This is a genomic window from Acinetobacter sp. NyZ410, from assembly GCF_022828975.1.
In the GTDB taxonomy this organism is placed as follows: Bacteria; Pseudomonadota; Gammaproteobacteria; order Pseudomonadales; family Moraxellaceae; genus Acinetobacter; species Acinetobacter guillouiae.
This window is the reverse complement of record NZ_CP094620.1, coordinates 3157954-3175318: the sequence shown is the minus strand read 5'-3', so window position 1 is coordinate 3175318 and position 17365 is coordinate 3157954. Positions and strand designations below refer to the sequence as shown.

Here is a 17365-nt window from a genome sequence, read left to right as displayed (position 1 = left end):
TGCAACAGACCCTAGCTGGCGTTACTCCCTAAATAGAGAGTAAGAAAAGAGAAGAATTAGTTATGGTAGCCGGTAACAAGCTCAACTTCATTCTTAGAACCAATGATAACAGGAACACGTTGATGTAACTCAGTCGGTTGAATCTCTAAAATACGTGTACGACCTGTAGTCGATGCGCCGCCAGCTTGTTCCATTAACATACTCATTGGGTTGGCTTCATACATTAAACGTAGACGACCTGCTTTTTTAGGATCTTTAGTATCGTATGGATATAAGAAAATACCGCTACGACATAAAATACGATGAATATCACCTACCATACACGCCACCCAACGCATATTGAAATCTTTTTCACGTATAGATGTTTTACCTGCTTGTAGTTCATCAATATAACGCTTTACAGGCGCTTCCCAATGACGTTGGTTTGATGAGTTAATCGCAAACTCTTTGGTATCCGCAGCCACTTGAATATTTTCAGAAGTGAGCAAGAATTGCTTTTCTTCAGGGTCGTAAGTGAAGAATACAACACCCGCACCAACGGTCAAAGCCATCATTGTCGATGGGCCATAAAGTACATAACCTGCTGAAACTTGTTGAATCCCTGCTTGCATGAAGTCTTCAGCTTGCGTTACGGCATTTTGAGCAGGAAGGATAGAAAAAATTGTTCCTACACACATATTAATGTCAATATTACTTGAACCATCTAATGGATCAAATAAAACCAAATATTTGCCATTGTCTTGAGCTGGGGTAAATTCATCTAATTCTTCAGATGCGAGTCCGCCTACATTTGGATTGGCTTTTAAAGCATCAATCAAATAATCATTTGAAATCACATCAAGTTTTTTTTGCTCTTCACCTTGTACATTTTCATGTTGTGCACTCCCCAAGACACCAGCTAAAGCACCTTTCTGTAAAGCCTGATCGATGGTTTTACAGGTATTGGCAATTGTTTCAATCACATTGGCAAGTTCAGGTGTTAAGTTCCCTTGTTGTTGTTCTAAATATTGGGATAGGGTGCGATATGACATATCAGAGGTGCTCCAAAAGCGATAAATTTTTACAAACCAAATAATGGAGGCTATTTTAGATGAGTTCAGCACAAAATAGAAATTATCCTGTGTTATTTGTCGTGAAATTACCCTTGAAAGTATTTTAGAAAGTGTTATGTTGAATATACGTACAATAGCGTATAGGAGCACTGACATGACAACGACAAAGTTTGAAGCGACTCCGACTCCAAATGAAAGCATTGATTTAAAAGATATTAGTGCTGAAAAAGTGAAAGAAGCATGGAAGAATTACGAAGCTAAGCCTGAATTCAAGGAATTCAATAAGCATGACATGATTGAATCTATGCAAAGCCCCAAGCCAGATGAGTCAAAGGCTTAATCAATAAAAAGCGTTCATTGCGATATGAGCGCTTTTTTCTATTCATTTATTTTATATTAACTCCGAACAATAAATCTTCATGATAGAGATTGATCACAAAACAGACATTATCATTCCATTTAATAACATTGGTGAAGCGGAGTGGGATGTTAAAACTCGCCTAATTTTAGAATCTTTTGCTGATTTAAATGATGATGAGATTGCACCTGCAATTGATGATGAGCAAATTTTAAAACTTGAACAGCGTTTAAATTGTCGCTTACCTGAATCTTTAACGATCTTCTATCAACACTTTGGGATTGCTGATATTGGTGAACAATTGCAGCAATTTGATGATATTGGCTACTTAAAAGATATTTGGGCAAATGCACCGCAATATGCGCCTGAATTTAGTCAGGCCGATTTAGCAGTTTTACCTCATCTGATTACATTTAGTGATTATCTTGGTAATGGCAATATGTTTTGCTTTCATGACATCAGCAAAGAAATCTATTACTTTGATCATGACGACACGCCTTATTTAAGTAAAATATTGGACTGTGTGGATGACTATATTAAAGGTTGTCTGATTTTAGTACAGTCTGAGTTTTTTGCTGAAGCGCATCCAGATGAGGTGGATGAATGGGTAGAGGAACGGTTTATTGCGTTATTTAATGAGCAAATACTCAAGAAATGGCGTTATTAATATAAATTACCTTGAACATGCTAAGCAGTTTCTTATTTTACTGTACTAAATCAAAATTTTATCTTGAAATAGGAAAGCGCTGAATAAGAATAAGCTCTGGTAAAAATGCCCAATTGAATTGGGCATTTTTTATGGTCTATTTTAATAATGCAACTTTGGCATTATTTTAAAAGAGGAGGAACGGCTTCGTAGTTGATTTCAACACGGCGGTTTTCTTTCCAAGCCGCTTCATCATGACCAGCATTGATCGGCATTTCCTTACCGTAGCTTACTGCTTCTAATTGGTTTGCTTTAACACCATTGGTGATCAGGTAGCTTTCAACGGCTTTAGCACGACGCTCACCTAAAGCCATGTTGTACTCACGCGTACCACGTTCATCTGTATGACCTGTTAATGCCACTTTAGAGTTGGCATTGGCAATCAAGAACTGCGCATGTGCTTGTAGTGTTTGGTAGTCATCATTGGAAAGATCACTACTGTCATAATCAAAATGTACCACACGTTTTGCTAAAAATGCTTTATTGGCTTCAGTCACGCCTTTAGATGAAGCACCATTTAAATTTTGTGCATTTAAAGCAGCATCTTCACTTAAACCACTGGTATTTACTGTCGTCGCACTATTTGGATTGGTTCCTGACTCTACAGTGGCAGCAGGTTTACGGCTTGCACAACCTGTCATCACTAAGCTTGCTGCTAATAAGGGTAAAGCTAGATATTGAATTGACTTCATGTTGATCTCCGGTATTTCAATTTTAAATAAGTGATTTACATCTTGATTAAATTATTTAGGGGCCCAAGCAGGTTCACGTACTTCACCTTGTTCGCTTGGTAAGTTCATGCGGAAGCGACCATCTGTAGACATGATTGCCAATAAGCCACGATTACCCTCACGTGTTGCATAAACCACCATTTGCCCATTTGGAGAAAAGCTTGGTGATTCATCTAAACTTGTTGGTGTCAAAATATTGGTGATACCTGTAGAAATTTCCTGAATGGCAACTTTGTAGTTACTACCAGAAGGGCGGTGTACCAATGCCACATATTTACCATCAGCACTTAATGTACCACGTGCATTAAATGCACCACGGAAAGTTAAACGTTTGGTCGAGCCATCATCAAAACTATAACGGTAAATTTGTGCTGATCCACCACGGTCAGATGTGAAAATAAATGATTTTCCATCTGGAGCATAACGTGCTTCTGTGTCAATTGCGCTATCGTTGGTCATGCGCTTCACTTGGCGTGAATCTAAATCCATTTGATAAACTTCAGGATTTCCATGCATAGACGCAGTAAACAGCATTGATTTCCCATCAGGAGAGAAACTTGGTGCACCATTTAAACCGCGAAATGCAGCGAGTTTTTCTCGTGCACCTGTGGCTAAGTCTTGGATATAAATAGCAGGGCGCTTGGTTTCAAATGAAACATAAGCAATTTTTTTCGCATCTGGCGTCCAAGCAGGTGAGAGAATAGGATCTCTTGAACTTAATACTGTTTTAGGTTGCTCACCATCGGTATCTGCAATTTGTAAGGTATAACGAGTCTCTGGTGTTGCAGGGTTACGTAACACATAAGCAATACGTCCTGTGAAGTCGCCTTGAATCCCTGTAAGCGCTTGATAAATTGCGTCACTGATCATATGTGCCGCAGAACGCACACGTGATGCTGGAATCGAGAGCAATTCATTTAATAGGAATTTCTGCTTTTCAACATCATAGAGTTGGTAATGTACTGCCAATGAACCATCTGCATTGGTTTTAGAGTCACCTAAAACCACATAAGGAACCCCAGCCGCTTTCCATGCTTCTGCATTTATATTGTTTATGTTTGCAGTAGCAGGAAGATTTTTTGATGAACTGGTAAAGCGCCCAGAGCGATTTAAATCTTGTTCAACAATAGGGTAGATAGATTGATCATTACTAAATGGAATGATGGCAATTTTAGGTGCAGATTCAGGTGCTTTGGCAATTTCTAATTGCAATTGTGCATATGATGTGGTGATCAATGCTGGACTAAATGCAACAATAATTGCGAATCCTAATAGATGTTTAGGCATGATTTTCATTGGACTTCATGTACTCAAATATCAATTTTTAACTATGCTTAGCTTTGTAGCACAAAGACATGATTTTAATCTATATAAAGCATGTAATTGTGAACAAAAGATTATCATTGAACAGATTTACTAAAAAAATTAAATTCAAATTTATTACACCAATGAATTTCGTCTTGATCTTTGGGCATTGTAAATGGTGCAGTTTTAAAAATTACTTTTTTATTGATTTGACAACAATGTCATTGTTGCTGCCATTAAAATATATTATCTCGTGTTGAATAGAGTCTTATTCAACACGGAATTTGATGCGAATCACTTTTAATAATTGATTGAGCGATGACTGTTTAGACATTTCAAAAGGTGCTGTTTGCTGAATCGCCGTTTTGATTGCGTTTGAAAACGCTTCGCTGTCTTGTTCTGTGATTAAAATATCTTTTATATTCCCGCTGTCATCTAAGTAAATAATAACATCGGCATTTTCTTGGATAATTGTTAAATTTTTCAACTTTTTAACAATCCGATTGACTCTAGCGGTATTTATCCGCTGAGCCATTTGACTTTGTTGAAGTAATGCTTCTGTTGTTGGTACAGACGGTTTGTTTTCGTATGACGCAGAAGGTGGGTGTTGTTGCGTATTTACTTCAAGTATTTTTTCTTGCTCGATATTTTTTGCAAATAATAATGCAGTTGGAAAAAATAATGAAATTGCTACAAATATGGGTTTAACTCGCATTTGATTTTTCCGAGTGATTGTTCTTGCATTAAATTACACCCTGCCAAGACAGGGTGTAATTTTAAAATTATTTCACTGTAAAATTTGCACTAAAACTTCGTGCTTCGCGTCTGGCATCTGGATCAGATGGCATTGGGAAAGGTGCAGCATTGCGAACTGCTTGTTCCACACTTGCTTTTACATCTGGATCTGATGCATTGACAATGATCGAGGCCACAGAACCGCTATCCGTTAGTGTAACACGAGCTGTTGCCTTTTGACCTGTTGAGCCAGCTGGCATACGCCAAGCATTCCGGACTTTACTTTCGAAGTCCTTTTTCGCAGAAGATGCAACTTTTCTCGCTTCTGCCTTTTTATTTGCAGCAGCTTCTTTGGCTTTTTCAGCAGCAGAGGCTTTTTCTTCATCTAATTCGCGTGCTAGATCAGCTTTACGTTTTGCGTCCGCATCCGCTTTGGCTTTTGCAGCAGCATCTGCTTTAGCCTTTGCTGCAGCATCTGCTTTGGCTTTTGCAGCAGCATCTGCTTTAGCCTTTGCAGCAGCGTCCGCTTTGGCTTTTGCATTAGCATCTGCCTTGGCTTTTTCAGCAGCGTCTGCCTTGGCTTTTGCAGCAGCATCTGCCTTAGCCTTTGCAGCAGCGTCCGCTTTGGCTTTTGCATTAGCATCCGCTTTAGCCTTTGCAGCAGCGTCAGCTTTAGCTTTTGCATTAGCATCCGCTCTGGCTTTTTCAGCAGCTTCTGCCTTAGCTTTTGCAGCAGCTTCTGCCTTGGCTTTTGCATTAGCATCCGCCTTGGCTTTTGCAGCAGCATCCGCTTTGGCCTGTTGGGCCTTATCTGCGGCTTCTTTCCTGACTTTTTCAGCAGCTTCTGCTTTGCTTTTTGCTTCGGCATTGAGTCTTGCGAGTCTAGCTTTTTCCGCAGCATCCGCTTTGGCTTTTTGAAGCGCCTCTTGCTTGGCCTTAGCTGCTGCATCTGCTTTAGATCTTGCTTCAGCTTCAGCCTTAGCTTTCTCAGCAGCATTTTTAGCCTGCTTTACTTTTTCAGCTGCCTCTTGTTTGGCTTTTTCAGCAGCATCTGCTTTAGCTTGAGAAAGTTTTAAGGCTTTTTCTTGTGCTGTTTTAGCCGCTGCCATAGCCAATTGCTGTTCTAATGCGGCTGCCTTGGCCTGTTCGGCAGCTTTTTGTGCATCTATCGCCTTAGTATCTGGTGCATTATTTGCTTCAGTTGGAATTTCTGGTGCAGTTTGATCGGGTTCCGCTGTTTGCTGAGTATTTTCTGCAACCTTGCTATCTGCCGTTTCAGTGGCATCAGTTTCTACTAAAGGCTTGGGTTCAGGCGGTGGTAAATCTTCAGGCTTAATTAAAACGGTTTTAATTTGCTTGGGTGGCTCAGGTGGTTGACTTAAACCGAGAAAAAGTAAGCCAGTAATCGCCACCACATGAATACCTAGGGTAAATCCAAGTGCAATCGCTTTTTCTTTAGATTGTGGCTTTTGAATATTTTTCATAACTTACTTTACAGACTCTGTCAGTAAACCCACTTGGCTTAAACCAGCATCTTGCAGTGTAGACATGAGTTTCATGACTTCACCATAAGGGCGTGATTCACTACCATTGATCAAGACACTCAATTGCTTGTTATTTGCTTGAGCCTGTTGCTGATTTTCTGTAAGTACTGTTTTTAACTCATCTAAAGTTAAAACCTCATTTTTATGGTTTTTGTCTTCAAGTTTAATCGTACCATCTGCTTCTAAAGTCACGATGGCTGGTCGATCTTCAGATTGAATCGGATTATTGTTTGCTTGAGGTAAATCAACTTTAACACCCGTGGTAATCATGGGTGCTGTCACCATAAAAATAACCAATAAAACCAACATGACGTCGATATATGGAACGACATTCATATCACTTTTTAAAGGTTTTTTGACGCGTTCAAAACGTCCAGAACGTTGGATTGTCATTATTCATCTTCCTGTGTAGTTCCCACAGACTGACGTTGTAATAGCGCCACCATTTCTTCTGCAAATAATGCACGATCTGAATAAATTTCTTCGCCTTTTGCAGTGTAATGGTTAAATGCTAGTACCGCTGGTATTGCAGCAAATAAACCAATCGCAGTTGCAATCAATGCTTCAGCAATACCTGGTGCAACAGTGGCTAAGGTAACTTGTTCAACCTGAGCTAAGCCAATGAATGCACTCATAATGCCCCAAACAGTACCAAATAAACCAATATAAGGTGCGACAGAACCGATACTGGCGAGAGAGCTTAAGCCTTGCTCTAAACGACCTTGGTCACGACTGAGTCCTACACGCAAGATACGTTCAGTACCTTCAATCATCGATGCAGTTTCAGCATGACGTTTTTTAAGTTTTAAAAACTCACTTAAACCCTGATAGAAAATATCTTCTAAACCGCTTCGCTTAGAATTAAGCTGAGCATTGTTATATAAGGTATTGAGTTCAGCACCAGACCAGAAGATTTTTTGGAAATGCTCATCGCCTTGATGTGCTTTCTTATAGCCCATATGCAACTTGGCAATCAAATACCAACTAAAAACGGATGCGAGTACTAAGATTAGCATCACCAATTGAACCACAGGGCTTGCTTGTAAAATTAAATCAGAGATGTGTAAAGAAGATTCTAGTTGTGTTGCCATAGTTACATGTGCCAAAAGTATTTTTTATTCGTGAGCTAATTCTCGAAGAATTAAATCACGGATTTCGTCAGGAATTCTACGAGGTTTCATATCTGTACTTAAACATGCCAATTCCACCTCGCCAGAAGCAAGCATGATTTCACCACGATATATATTCTGTTGCAACACAAATGACGAAGCTTTACATGAAACTACACTTGCTGTAACAGTAATAAGATCGTCCATGAGTATAGGGCGAGAATATTTCAATGCAATTTTATGCACGACAAAATTGTAATCTTTTTGATGCCAATAGTGGTCAATACCGGATGCACGTAGCCATTCTGTCCGTGCACGTTCCATAAAGCGGATATGATTGGCATGGTATACGATACCGCCTGCATCTGTATCTTCGATATATACACGGATTTGGAATTCGAATTTATTACTCATGTTGCTATGCATTCCTGTGTTGTTTATTGCATATCTATCAATTGCTTGCCAGTATTTACTTGCGCTGATTCAATTTCAAATCAGTCAGTTAAAAAAACAAGAGCTTTTTATATTGCTGATCTGATTGCTTGATTGAATTTTACGATATTTATAAGTGAACCTATCAACTATACCAAAAGCATCTATGAGATGTTTTGAGAGAAACGGAAATCTACATGAACAGCAGACTGTTGCTTGAACAGTACGTGTATATAAGCTTTAGAGGCTATATTGTAGAAAAGTAAATTGATTTGCCCCACTTATAAATTTGCACAAGAGTTTAACCCTGACTTTGGCGCGAATTTTAGCACAAGGCATGCTTTCTCAAATGGCACAAGATTACAATCCGAATGAGGAGAGTAGGGCTGAAGGAGATTAGCTTGTGGATTCTGTTAATGAAGTGGTATCACTGAGTACTGTATTATCCTCACGACCATACTAAAAAGTTAAATTACAAAATATCGCGCAATGGTAAAGCAGCTGATACAGAAAGATTGATTGAAGCATGGACCTCTGAGTGAGGGCTTATTTAAATTAAATTAACAAATTCTCATGAAGTTTAAGAAAAATAGCACTCCAAGAATAAGTAAAACCCCAACCGTAATCAGTGTATATTTTAGATATTTACTCAGATATTCCCTTTTTATATAGTTTTGATAAAATTGTAATGTAGAAAAGTTTCATAAAATGTTAGTTTGTGTAACTAGTTTTAGCCAATTTTTATTTAATATTTCAAATTCTAAGAGCAAAAATATGAAATTTAAAATTCTATTACTTTTATTGTTAAGTTCTTCTGCTTTCGCAAATGAAGCTGATGAATGCAAAATTGTTGAAGAGACAGCCGACATGATCATTCAAATGCGCCAAGGAGGGATTGATTTAAAGAAAGTATTTGATGATACAAAGGATGGGTTAATGGAACATCAAGTTCAATTATTAGAGGACATGATTGCTGATGCGCTATCTAAGCCCGTGTATGTAACAATGCTAGGGCAGCAGAAGGTCATAAATGAGTTTGTCACTGGCTGGAAAAAATCGTGCTTAAAATCAAATAAGGTAAATAACTCATCCCAACTAAAATAATTTTGAGTAAATTTACCAAAGTTCATTTCATCATTTTCATGTTGTTTTTGAGCATGTTTATACTAATAGGTTGAAAACAATTATTAATATTCCTTATAACCTTACAAAGAGAAAAATATACATGTTTAGAAGAATAGTAATTTTCCTAGCTTCCTTATTATTTTTATTGAATTTAGCATTGGTTAATGCTGTAACAATTAATGGATGGAATCTATTAAATCCAACTGCTGTTGGAGGATCCATCTTATATGATGCGACAAAAGGCCCAGTTATGTCGTCAGTTTTAATTACTCCAAACGCATCGCAAGTTGCTAAAGTTTTACGTGGTGGCTAGCTGGATATGCGCTAACTTTTGCAGTAGAGCAATTATTAGGTGCTGTGGAATGGGTGCTAGATCCTGCTAATAACCAAATTAAATATTATCCTCCTAACTCAGAATCAGACCCTACTTATCAATGGGTATATAATGGTGTTTTATATAATTCTGCCACTGCTGCATGCAGTGCCTTTTGGAATAAGACAGGATTTGGTTGGACGTTTGTATCTGTTGATCGATCAGATAGGGAATATCCTGTTTGTGTTGGTTATAATGCTGAACAAAATAGATATGATGCTTATCAGCCTACGCAACGTGTTGCACGTATCGAACCTATTGAACAAAAAAACCTCTCCCTCATAACCGTTGCCCAACAAGTCATTGAAAATGCAGAAAGTGATAATCTTGATGCACAGTTTACTGTTTTAGCAGCAGCTACAAATATTTTGTCAGAGGCTGAACAGGATGATTCTAAAGCTAAACCAATAGCTGATGAGTTGGATAACAATTCTAAATGTCCAAGCGGTATTGTTAGAAATGGTAGTTGCTGGGTTTGTGATAAATCTCTATTTATGCCATACACTCGCGCCACAAGAGATGCTAAAAATGCTACAAGAGGGAAAAGTTGTAAGAATGTAACAGATACAACTGTGAAAGCAGCTAATGCAACTCTTTTTAGAAATTTAATCAATGCAAGAGTTCAAGAAAATGCTTGTTGGTTACCTCCTGATCCAAACCACGCTATTGCTTTGATTGATGCACAAAATGCCTTGAGTCTATGTGAAAATTAATTATGAATGCAGATATTAAAGATCAACTTGAGAAAACTTTTCCACCTTTTGAATTGGGTGAAAATCGCTCATTGTTAGAATGTGATTTTTTCGATACTTATTATTGTTATTTTGACCAAATTGATGATGATTTCCTATCACAAAGGCAAATGTCTACTGAAGACTTGTTTCTTAAAATTAACTTTGATTGGCCAGAATTTTACTTACAAATTGGACTTGAAGCAGCTCACTCACGTAGTAGGCCAAATGAGCGGATCAGAACATGGAAAGATGTGAGCTATGAGTATTTATATTATTTTGGACAAGAGTGTTATAGTTTAAGTTCGGAAGGTTTTAAATTCTATTTCCCTGCTGCGATTTATCACTTCCTAACAACTGATAAAAACAAGGCTTTTATGGATAGTTTTGGTGTTAGGCTAAATGCACGATGGGGTGAAGATAATCATGTTTTTAGTGAAGCTCAAAAAGAATTTATTATCAAATTTAAAAGGAAACATTGTTGATACTCACAATTTGAGTATCTGAAGATAACCACACTAAAAGTGTAGTCAATAAGGGGCTGTCAATTGTACAGGCCCTTTTTTAATCTTTGTGATTTCCAAAAATGAATAAAACTAAGTTGATTTTATCTCTTAAGTCTACTTATTAAGAATATTGAAAAAGTAGACCCATAGTAGACCAAAAATAGACTGCTAAATATTCCTAAATATTGCTTGTTAAAGTTGAATTTACATAACCAATTGAATATGTTGATTTAATATTTTGTTAGTTAATTCTAATTATTGCTTGATATTGTTGGATTTTATATAAATATTAGAATTTGGAATTCGAATTTATTACGCATGTTGCTATGCATTCCTGTGTTGTTTATTGCATATCTATCAATAAAGAACATAACGATATTCCTACAATTAATTAAAGCTCGTTTGTAAGAGGATCAATACTTGCTATGATCAATTTAAATGTCGGCTTATTCATCAGAAGATTATATTGAATAAGCCGTTTAAATAACTTTTTACAACGAAATCTTTTACATCCTAAAAAGTAGGGGGCATATACGTTAAAGTACGTCCAAGAATCCACAATAAGAATAAAACCAAGGGTAAATGGAAGACAAGCTGAGTAACTGTAAATCCAATAACATCTTTGGCTTTTAACTTTAAAATTCCCAGCATAGGTAACATAAAGAAAGGGTTAATTAAATTGGGTAAAGCTTCTGCTGCATTATAAATCTGAACAGACCAGCCTAAATGTACTTTTAAATCGTGTGCAGCCTGCATGACATAAGGTGCTTCAATAATCCACTTACCACCACCTGATGGAATGAAAAAGCCTAAAATAGCCGAATATAACCCCATAACAATTGCGAAAGTTTCTTTGGATGCAATCGATACAAAGAATTCAGCAATATAATGAGATAGAGATAAATCCTGTGCGTTCATAGCACTTGTCATAATAAAAGCAATACTTCCATAGAGTGGAAATTGAATCAGTACGCCAGAAACCGCAGGGACAGCTTTAGAAACTGCATTTAAAAAATTTCGAGGCGTTCCGTGTAAAGCAATACCGAGCATTAAGAAGATAAAGTTGTAAGTGTTTAAACTGGAAATGGCAATAATCGGATTGCTTTTTGTAAATTCATTAAACATCCAGATCAGACCTAAAACCACAATTAAAATGCTCAGAATAGGGGAGTTTTCCAGCCAGTCACCTGGGCGTTTTTTGCTTTGGACTTCGGTCTTTTCATCTTCAAAATGAATATCAAATTCATCAATGGTTTTTATGCTATTGCCTTTAGGTGCAGACCAGAATGCAATGGCAATTGATACGATAATCAATACGGCAGTCATAATCATAGACTGTGGTAAAAAGATCGTTTCAGTAAAAGGAATGATACCCGTTAAGTTATAAAGTGGTTCAGGTAAGCTTGCTTTGTTTGCCTGTAACTGGGCAGCGGAAGAACTAATACCCAGTGCCCAAGTTGCACCCATACCAATAATAGCGGCTGCGGCAGCTGCACGATAATCCATATTCAGCTCTTTACGCTTGGATAGTGCAATCACCAAAAGGGCAGTTAAAACCGTACTCATGGCCCAGTTAATCAGTGAAATCAAGAGACTGACGGTCGCTACAAAAACGATAGCATTCCTTCCAGATGTGGGAATCTGAGCCATTTTTTGGATCAGCATTTCGACGGGTTTAGATACTGAAACCACATAACCAACGACAATCAACATACACATTTGCATCGTAAATGGAATCAAACTCCAGAAACCATTGCCAAATGAAATTGCGACATCCTGAACAGAGGCTCCTATTCCAATCGCAGCTATGGCAACAATGATGACGCCTAACAGGGCAAAAATATAGGAATCAGGAAACCATTTTTCTGACCAATCACTGACTTTTATTGCAAATTTTTGTAATATATTCTGAGTGTTATCCATATTTAAATATCCTATTTATTCGATTATGAAACCAGTACATCCATGTTGAAAATATTGATTTTCGGGCGATAACGATCAATATCAGCGAGTTTGAATATTTGTATAAAAGACTCTCGAATGAGCTTTAGGTATATGCACTGTTAAATTTTTTCTAAACTCACATTCCATGCAAGTTCACTCAATTTGATTCCTTTTTTGTGTTGCTCAGTCAAGATTAGCAATTGTCCTTTTATTAAATTATTAACATTGAATTGGCTTTTTTATAAATTTAAAGTTTTAAACGTACAATAAGAAAAACTCATCAATCCAAAATGTATGCCAATCTGTATTTGCAGCGTGAAATAAATGATGTCAATTGAATATCCGTTCTATATTTCATAACTTCAACGCTCGACAAAGCCCATTCATTCCAAAATTATTTTTTTGTAATTGTTTAAATAACCAGCATGGTTATATGATGCTTTGGTGTTTTTATCTTTGAACTACTTATGAGCAGCCAATTGAGTGTAGGCGTTTATATCCGGAACTGATTGAAAAGGATGTATCAAAGAGAATTTTATAAAATAATAAAATCAAATATTAACAATAACTTATTTGTTTTAAATAACAAATTTTTAATGAGATTGATGTAATTAAATCAGCCTATTAAAACCAACAAAAGTTTTTTATTAAGTTTTAATTAAATTAATGTGTAATAACTCTTTACTATGCTTGTTGTTTTTTGTATGCTTTTTATTGCAAATGATAATTCTTATCATTCATATTTAGATGTTTTATTTGTTTTCAATTGTTTATGTCGTCCATCTACTGGAATTCTATTTATGAGTAAGTTTAACCTTCGTCCTATTTCAATCGCACTTTTAGGAATTACAACAACTTCAGCCTTTGCAAATAGCAAGGTAGAATCCGATGCTACACAACAACTTTCAACGATTGTTGTTTCTGCTGCGGGTTATGAGCAAAAACTAAAAGATGCACCGGCAAGTATTACTGTGATCACCGCACAAGATCTAAAAGGCAAACGTATAAACTCTATCGCAGATGCTTTAGTTGATGTAGAGGGGGTTGATGTCAGTCTTATGGAAGGAAAAACCGGGGGATTAAATATTCGGATTCGTGGTATGAGTGCGGAATATTCTCTGGTTTTGATTGATGGTCGCCGTCAGAACAGTACTGGAGATATTGCACCAAATGGTTTTGGTGAGTCAAATAACAGTTTTATTCCTCCAATCTCAGCAATTGAACGAATTGAGATTATTCGAGGACCAGCTTCTACATTGTATGGTTCTGATGCCATGGGTGGCGTGGTCAATATAATTACAAAAAAAGTTTCAAATGTATGGACAGGCTCTATCACATTAGAAGGGACTTTACTGCCAAACAGTTCTGATTTTGGTAACCATCGTGCAGCAGATGCTTTTCTTAGTGGACCCATTGTTCAGGATTTATTGGGAGTGCAGCTTCGTGCACGAAAGGCTCAACGGAGTCAGTCCAATGTGGGGTATCTCGATGTAAATGATAATTCGGTAGAGCTAAACAGGGGGGATAACCCAACCAAATCAGATTTAGAAACTATAGGGGCACGTGTAACATTTACCCCAACTAAACAACACGATCTCTCGGTAGAATATGAAAAAACTGAACAATGGTATGACAACAGTAAGAGTCAACTTGGTACGCTTGGTGCAAATGGTGGTTATGATAAATCGAAAGAATTTAATAGAGATCGGCTAACACTTGTACACACATGGCGCAATAAAATTGGGACCTTGGAATCAAGTATAAGCAATACTCAAACTGAAACAATTGGTCGCCTTATTCCCGCACGTGCTCAAGCAGGTTCAAATGTGATCACACCGCGTCTTTTAGAAAGTGAGGATACGATTTTTGATACTAAATTGGCCACTCAATATTTTAAAGGACACAATATTACCCTTGGTGGGCAATGGTGGGATGCAAGTATTAAAGACGGATTAAGGGTAAATAAGGAGGTGTCGTTTCAGCAATTGGGTCTTTTTGCTGAAGATACATGGGCACTTACCCCAGATCTAGCTTTAACAACGGGTTTACGTTTTGACAATCATGATACATTTGGTAGTTTTTGGACACCTAGAGCATATTTAGTTTGGAATGCAAATGACAATTGGACATTTAAAGGTGGCTATAGTGAGGGCTATAAAGCGCCTCGCTTAGAGCGCCTGACCAATGGGATTTATAATGTTGGCGGACAAGGACGAACTCCTCTTTTTGGTAGCCCAAATTTAAAACCTGAAACAAGTAATAACTTTGAGCTGGGTACTTATTTTAATAACGGTTCCAATTTTGATGCTAACATCACAGCATTTTTCAGTCAGATTAAAGATAAGATAATTAATGGACCAGTGGAAAGAACCTGTGATGCCAATCTTACTAAAGCTGACTGTGAAAAAGAAATGGCAAGACTTGGTACACCATGGCTAATGCAAGCTGGAGATACTGACAAACGTGCTTGGAATATTACTCGTCCGATCAATGCTCAAAAAGCAGAAAGCTATGGTATTGAAACAGGCTTAAATTGGGAGTTTGTACCGACTTGGAAATTTGGCCTGAACTATACATGGACGGAGGCAGAAATTAAGGACAAAGCGAGTGGTAATCCACCATTAAACGATACGCCTAAACATATGATCAATGCATCATTAAAATGGCAAGCGGATGATAAAATCCAATTATGGGCGCGAGGTGAATACCGGAGTGAACGTGCGCGTTTTACACCAGATTATTATAATAGTCTACCTCAAGTTAACCAAGAAGTTTATGATGCATTAGGTGATTATAAAGCATACGGTTTGATGCATATGGGATCAAATTTTAATGTAAATAATCAGTGGGATATTGCTGTGGGTTTATATAATGTCTTTGATAAAAACTTTGTTGATTATCAAAAAGTAGGCGCAGACTATTTTAATCGGTATAAAAATACTCAAGAAGGGCGCCGTGTTCAATTGAGCACAACGTTTAAATTCTAATAAAACTTATCTTCGATTAGCATTAGAAAAGCCCTATTTGTATAGGGCTTTTCTATATAAAACTATAAAATACACAAGGGAATATTGAATATTCCTTTGTATTGATTATTTTGGTTCAGGTGGTGTCATCCCAAATTGTAAATAGGCTTGGTTGGTTGCAATACGCCCACGAGCAGTACGCATAGCATAACCTTGCTGAATCAAATAGGGTTCAATCACATCTTCTAAGGTGCCTGAATCCTCAGCCATTGCTGCAGCTAAAGCTTCAACACCAGCAGGGCCGCCATCAAAACGCTCTAATAACATCGATAAATAACGACGGTCTAATGTATCTAAACCATCTTTATCAACATTTAACATATCCAATGCACGTTGTGCCATGTGTTGAGTGACTTCACCCGTACCTTTAACTTGTGCATAGTCACGGACACGACGTAACAAACGGTTAGCAATACGCGGAGTACCACGCGCACGACGAGCAATTTCTTTTGCACCGTCTGCTGTTGTGGGAACATTCATTAATGACGCTGAACGTGCCACAATATGGGTCAAATCTTCAACTGAATAAAATTCTAAACGTTGCACAATTCCAAAGCGATCACGCAAAGGTGAGGTGAGTAGACCTGCACGTGTTGTCGCAGCAACTAAGGTAAATGGTGGTAAGTCTAATTTTATCGAACGTGCGCCAGGGCCCTCACCAATCATGATGTCGAGTTGGTAATCTTCCATCGCAGGATAAAGAATTTCTTCAATCACTGGAGAGAGGCGGTGAATTTCATCGATAAATAGCACATCACCTTCTTCCAGATTGGTCAGCATTGCAGCCAAATCACCTGCACGTTCCAGTACTGGGCCAGAGGTAGATTTAAGATTTCCCCCCATTTCACGGGCGATAATATTGGCCAATGTGGTTTTACCTAAACCGGGTGGGCCAAAGATCAAGGTATGATCAAGTGCTTCACCACGACCACGAGCAGCACCAATGAAGATTTCCATTTGCTCTCGTACAACAGGTTGGCCTATATAATCATCCAAAGAGGTTGGACGAATGGCACGATCAAAATGATCTTCGGGTTTTTCAGCCCCACTGATTAAACGGTCTTGCATGAGTGTCTTAATCTGTCTTATTTATTCATGGATTTAAGTGCAGCACGGATAATGTCGCTTGCTTCAGTATAGTCTGCTTTCACGGCATTAATCAGTTTTTGTGCTTCCAAAGGTTTATAACCTAAAGATTGCAATGCCGCTTCAGCTTCTGCAACAGCAGAATTACCCGTAAATTGTATTTGAGTTGAAGTTGAATTACTCGGTGTGGTCCCTGTAGCAAAGGCTTTAAAGCGATCACGAAGTTCAATCATTAAACGTTCGGCTGTTTTCGCACCAACGCCAGGGACTTTAACTAAAGTTTTGACATCACCATTCTCAACAGTATGTACCAACATTTCGACACTGAGTGTAGATAGAATGCCTAAAGCCATTTTAGGACCGACACCATTCACTTTTAGCAGGGTGCGAAAGATGGTTTTTTCTTGAGCATTAGAGAAGCCATATAGCAATTGAGCATCCTCACGGACGGCTAAATGTGTCCATAAGGTAACTTTTTGACCTTTTTGTAATTGGCAAAATGTTGAGAGTGGCGTGTCGATCTCATAACCCACGCCATTTACATTTAAAAGTACGGTAGGTGCTTCTAAAGCTAAGACTTCACCAATAAGACATCCGATCAT

The 17365-nt window shown here is 37.8% G+C and carries 18 protein-coding genes; 7 read left to right on the top strand and 11 right to left on the bottom strand.

The annotated features are described in order from the left end of the window. Nucleotides 1-56: 56 nt before the first annotated feature. Nucleotides 57-1031, bottom strand: a complete 975-nt coding sequence (locus MTO68_RS15000; protein WP_004822685.1) for a class 1 fructose-bisphosphatase — start codon at nucleotides 1029-1031, stop codon at nucleotides 57-59. Nucleotides 1032-1206: 175 nt separating this feature from the next. On the opposite strand from MTO68_RS15000, the gene MTO68_RS14995 reads away from it, so the two are divergent. Both MTO68_RS14995 and MTO68_RS14990 read left to right on the top strand, forming a co-directional pair. Beyond that, nucleotides 1207-1392, top strand: a complete 186-nt coding sequence (locus MTO68_RS14995; protein WP_004724542.1) for an NF038105 family protein — start codon at nucleotides 1207-1209, stop codon at nucleotides 1390-1392. 79 nt (nucleotides 1393-1471) lie between these two features. Beyond that, the gene (locus MTO68_RS14990; RefSeq protein ID WP_244013151.1) at nucleotides 1472-2077 is read left to right on the top strand and encodes an SMI1/KNR4 family protein; all 606 of its coding nucleotides are present in this window, start codon (nucleotides 1472-1474) and stop codon (nucleotides 2075-2077) included. A 161-nt stretch (nucleotides 2078-2238) separates the two neighbouring features. Here the strand turns inward: MTO68_RS14990 and pal are convergent, their stop codons facing one another. The 7 genes from pal to ybgC all read right to left on the bottom strand — a co-directional run bounded on the left by pal (nucleotide 2239) and on the right by ybgC (nucleotide 7954). Continuing rightward, the gene (gene pal, locus MTO68_RS14985) at nucleotides 2239-2808 is read right to left on the bottom strand and encodes a peptidoglycan-associated lipoprotein Pal (protein ID WP_004822680.1); all 570 of its coding nucleotides are present in this window, start codon (nucleotides 2806-2808) and stop codon (nucleotides 2239-2241) included. A gap of 51 nt (nucleotides 2809-2859) precedes the next feature. Further along, nucleotides 2860-4143 carry a Tol-Pal system beta propeller repeat protein TolB gene (gene tolB / locus MTO68_RS14980; RefSeq protein WP_004724537.1) on the bottom strand — a complete coding sequence of 428 codons (1284 nt, stop codon included), beginning with the start codon at nucleotides 4141-4143 and terminating at the stop codon, nucleotides 2860-2862. 277 nt (nucleotides 4144-4420) lie between these two features. Continuing rightward, nucleotides 4421-4867, bottom strand: a complete 447-nt coding sequence (locus MTO68_RS14975) for a hypothetical protein (protein WP_244013149.1) — start codon at nucleotides 4865-4867, stop codon at nucleotides 4421-4423. A gap of 67 nt (nucleotides 4868-4934) precedes the next feature. After that, complete coding sequence (gene tolA, locus MTO68_RS14970) at nucleotides 4935-6371, bottom strand: cell envelope integrity protein TolA (protein ID WP_244013147.1); 1437 nt, start codon at nucleotides 6369-6371, stop codon at nucleotides 4935-4937. A gap of 3 nt (nucleotides 6372-6374) precedes the next feature. Beyond that, on the bottom strand, nucleotides 6375-6824 hold the full coding sequence (gene tolR, locus MTO68_RS14965; protein WP_004724530.1) for a protein TolR: 450 nt from the start codon (nucleotides 6822-6824) through the stop codon (nucleotides 6375-6377). After that, nucleotides 6824-7522 (bottom strand): protein TolQ, encoded by a 699-nt coding sequence (gene tolQ / locus MTO68_RS14960; RefSeq protein WP_004724528.1) that lies wholly within the window; start codon nucleotides 7520-7522, stop codon nucleotides 6824-6826. The genes tolR and tolQ overlap by 1 nt, the downstream gene beginning before the upstream one ends. A 24-nt stretch (nucleotides 7523-7546) precedes the next feature. After that, nucleotides 7547-7954: a tol-pal system-associated acyl-CoA thioesterase gene (gene ybgC / locus MTO68_RS14955; RefSeq protein ID WP_004724526.1), complete on the bottom strand. Its 408-nt coding sequence runs from the start codon at nucleotides 7952-7954 to the stop codon at nucleotides 7547-7549. Nucleotides 7955-8746: 792 nt separating this feature from the next. On the opposite strand from ybgC, the gene MTO68_RS14950 reads away from it, so the two are divergent. The 4 genes from MTO68_RS14950 (at nucleotide 8747) to MTO68_RS14935 (ending at nucleotide 10686) form a co-directional block, all read left to right on the top strand. Beyond that, complete coding sequence (locus MTO68_RS14950) at nucleotides 8747-9076, top strand: hypothetical protein (RefSeq protein WP_244013145.1); 330 nt, start codon at nucleotides 8747-8749, stop codon at nucleotides 9074-9076. A gap of 121 nt (nucleotides 9077-9197) precedes the next feature. Next, nucleotides 9198-9410 (top strand): hypothetical protein, encoded by a 213-nt coding sequence (locus MTO68_RS14945; RefSeq protein ID WP_244013143.1) that lies wholly within the window; start codon nucleotides 9198-9200, stop codon nucleotides 9408-9410. A gap of 53 nt (nucleotides 9411-9463) precedes the next feature. Further along, on the top strand, nucleotides 9464-10183 hold the full coding sequence (locus MTO68_RS14940; RefSeq protein WP_244013142.1) for a hypothetical protein: 720 nt from the start codon (nucleotides 9464-9466) through the stop codon (nucleotides 10181-10183). A gap of 2 nt (nucleotides 10184-10185) precedes the next feature. Further along, on the top strand, nucleotides 10186-10686 hold the full coding sequence (locus MTO68_RS14935) for a hypothetical protein (protein ID WP_244013140.1): 501 nt from the start codon (nucleotides 10186-10188) through the stop codon (nucleotides 10684-10686). 534 nt (nucleotides 10687-11220) lie between these two features. On the opposite strand, the gene MTO68_RS14930 is transcribed toward MTO68_RS14935, so the two are convergent. Beyond that, nucleotides 11221-12630, bottom strand: coding sequence for a TIGR00366 family protein (locus MTO68_RS14930; RefSeq protein WP_004822659.1), 1410 nt, complete (start codon nucleotides 12628-12630; stop codon nucleotides 11221-11223). Between the two features lie 821 nt (nucleotides 12631-13451). Here MTO68_RS14930 and MTO68_RS14925 point away from each other — a divergent pair. Further along, entirely contained in the window at nucleotides 13452-15638 is a 2187-nt protein-coding gene (locus tag MTO68_RS14925) for a TonB-dependent receptor (RefSeq protein ID WP_244013138.1), read from the top strand. Between the two features lie 105 nt (nucleotides 15639-15743). On the opposite strand, the gene ruvB is transcribed toward MTO68_RS14925, so the two are convergent. Beyond that, nucleotides 15744-16745, bottom strand: a complete 1002-nt coding sequence (gene ruvB, locus MTO68_RS14920; protein ID WP_004724408.1) for a Holliday junction branch migration DNA helicase RuvB — start codon at nucleotides 16743-16745, stop codon at nucleotides 15744-15746. 17 nt (nucleotides 16746-16762) lie between these two features. Then, nucleotides 16763-17365, bottom strand: a complete 603-nt coding sequence (ruvA, locus tag MTO68_RS14915; protein ID WP_004724404.1) for a Holliday junction branch migration protein RuvA — start codon at nucleotides 17363-17365, stop codon at nucleotides 16763-16765.

Bases quoted from the DNA above. Each gene is read 5' to 3' on its own strand.
- MTO68_RS15000 (WP_004822685.1), bottom strand. From the start codon at position 1,031: ATGTCATATCGCACCCTATCCCAATATTTAGAACAACAACAAGGGAAC.
- MTO68_RS14995 (WP_004724542.1), top strand. From the start codon at position 1,207: ATGACAACGACAAAGTTTGAAGCGACTCCGACTCCAAATGAAAGCATT.
- MTO68_RS14990 (WP_244013151.1), top strand. From the start codon at position 1,472: ATGATAGAGATTGATCACAAAACAGACATTATCATTCCATTTAATAAC.
- pal (WP_004822680.1), bottom strand. From the start codon at position 2,808: ATGAAGTCAATTCAATATCTAGCTTTACCCTTATTAGCAGCAAGCTTA.
- tolB (WP_004724537.1), bottom strand. From the start codon at position 4,143: ATGAAAATCATGCCTAAACATCTATTAGGATTCGCAATTATTGTTGCA.
- MTO68_RS14975 (WP_244013149.1), bottom strand. From the start codon at position 4,867: ATGCGAGTTAAACCCATATTTGTAGCAATTTCATTATTTTTTCCAACT.
- tolA (WP_244013147.1), bottom strand. From the start codon at position 6,371: ATGAAAAATATTCAAAAGCCACAATCTAAAGAAAAAGCGATTGCACTT.
- tolR (WP_004724530.1), bottom strand. From the start codon at position 6,824: ATGACAATCCAACGTTCTGGACGTTTTGAACGCGTCAAAAAACCTTTA.
- tolQ (WP_004724528.1), bottom strand. From the start codon at position 7,522: ATGGCAACACAACTAGAATCTTCTTTACACATCTCTGATTTAATTTTA.
- ybgC (WP_004724526.1), bottom strand. From the start codon at position 7,954: ATGAGTAATAAATTCGAATTCCAAATCCGTGTATATATCGAAGATACA.
- MTO68_RS14950 (WP_244013145.1), top strand. From the start codon at position 8,747: ATGAAATTTAAAATTCTATTACTTTTATTGTTAAGTTCTTCTGCTTTC.
- MTO68_RS14945 (WP_244013143.1), top strand. From the start codon at position 9,198: ATGTTTAGAAGAATAGTAATTTTCCTAGCTTCCTTATTATTTTTATTG.
- MTO68_RS14935 (WP_244013140.1), top strand. From the start codon at position 10,186: ATGAATGCAGATATTAAAGATCAACTTGAGAAAACTTTTCCACCTTTT.
- MTO68_RS14930 (WP_004822659.1), bottom strand. From the start codon at position 12,630: ATGGATAACACTCAGAATATATTACAAAAATTTGCAATAAAAGTCAGT.
- MTO68_RS14925 (WP_244013138.1), top strand. From the start codon at position 13,452: ATGAGTAAGTTTAACCTTCGTCCTATTTCAATCGCACTTTTAGGAATT.
- ruvB (WP_004724408.1), bottom strand. From the start codon at position 16,745: ATGCAAGACCGTTTAATCAGTGGGGCTGAAAAACCCGAAGATCATTTT.
- ruvA (WP_004724404.1), bottom strand. From the start codon at position 17,365: ATGATCGGATGTCTTATTGGTGAAGTCTTAGCTTTAGAAGCACCTACC.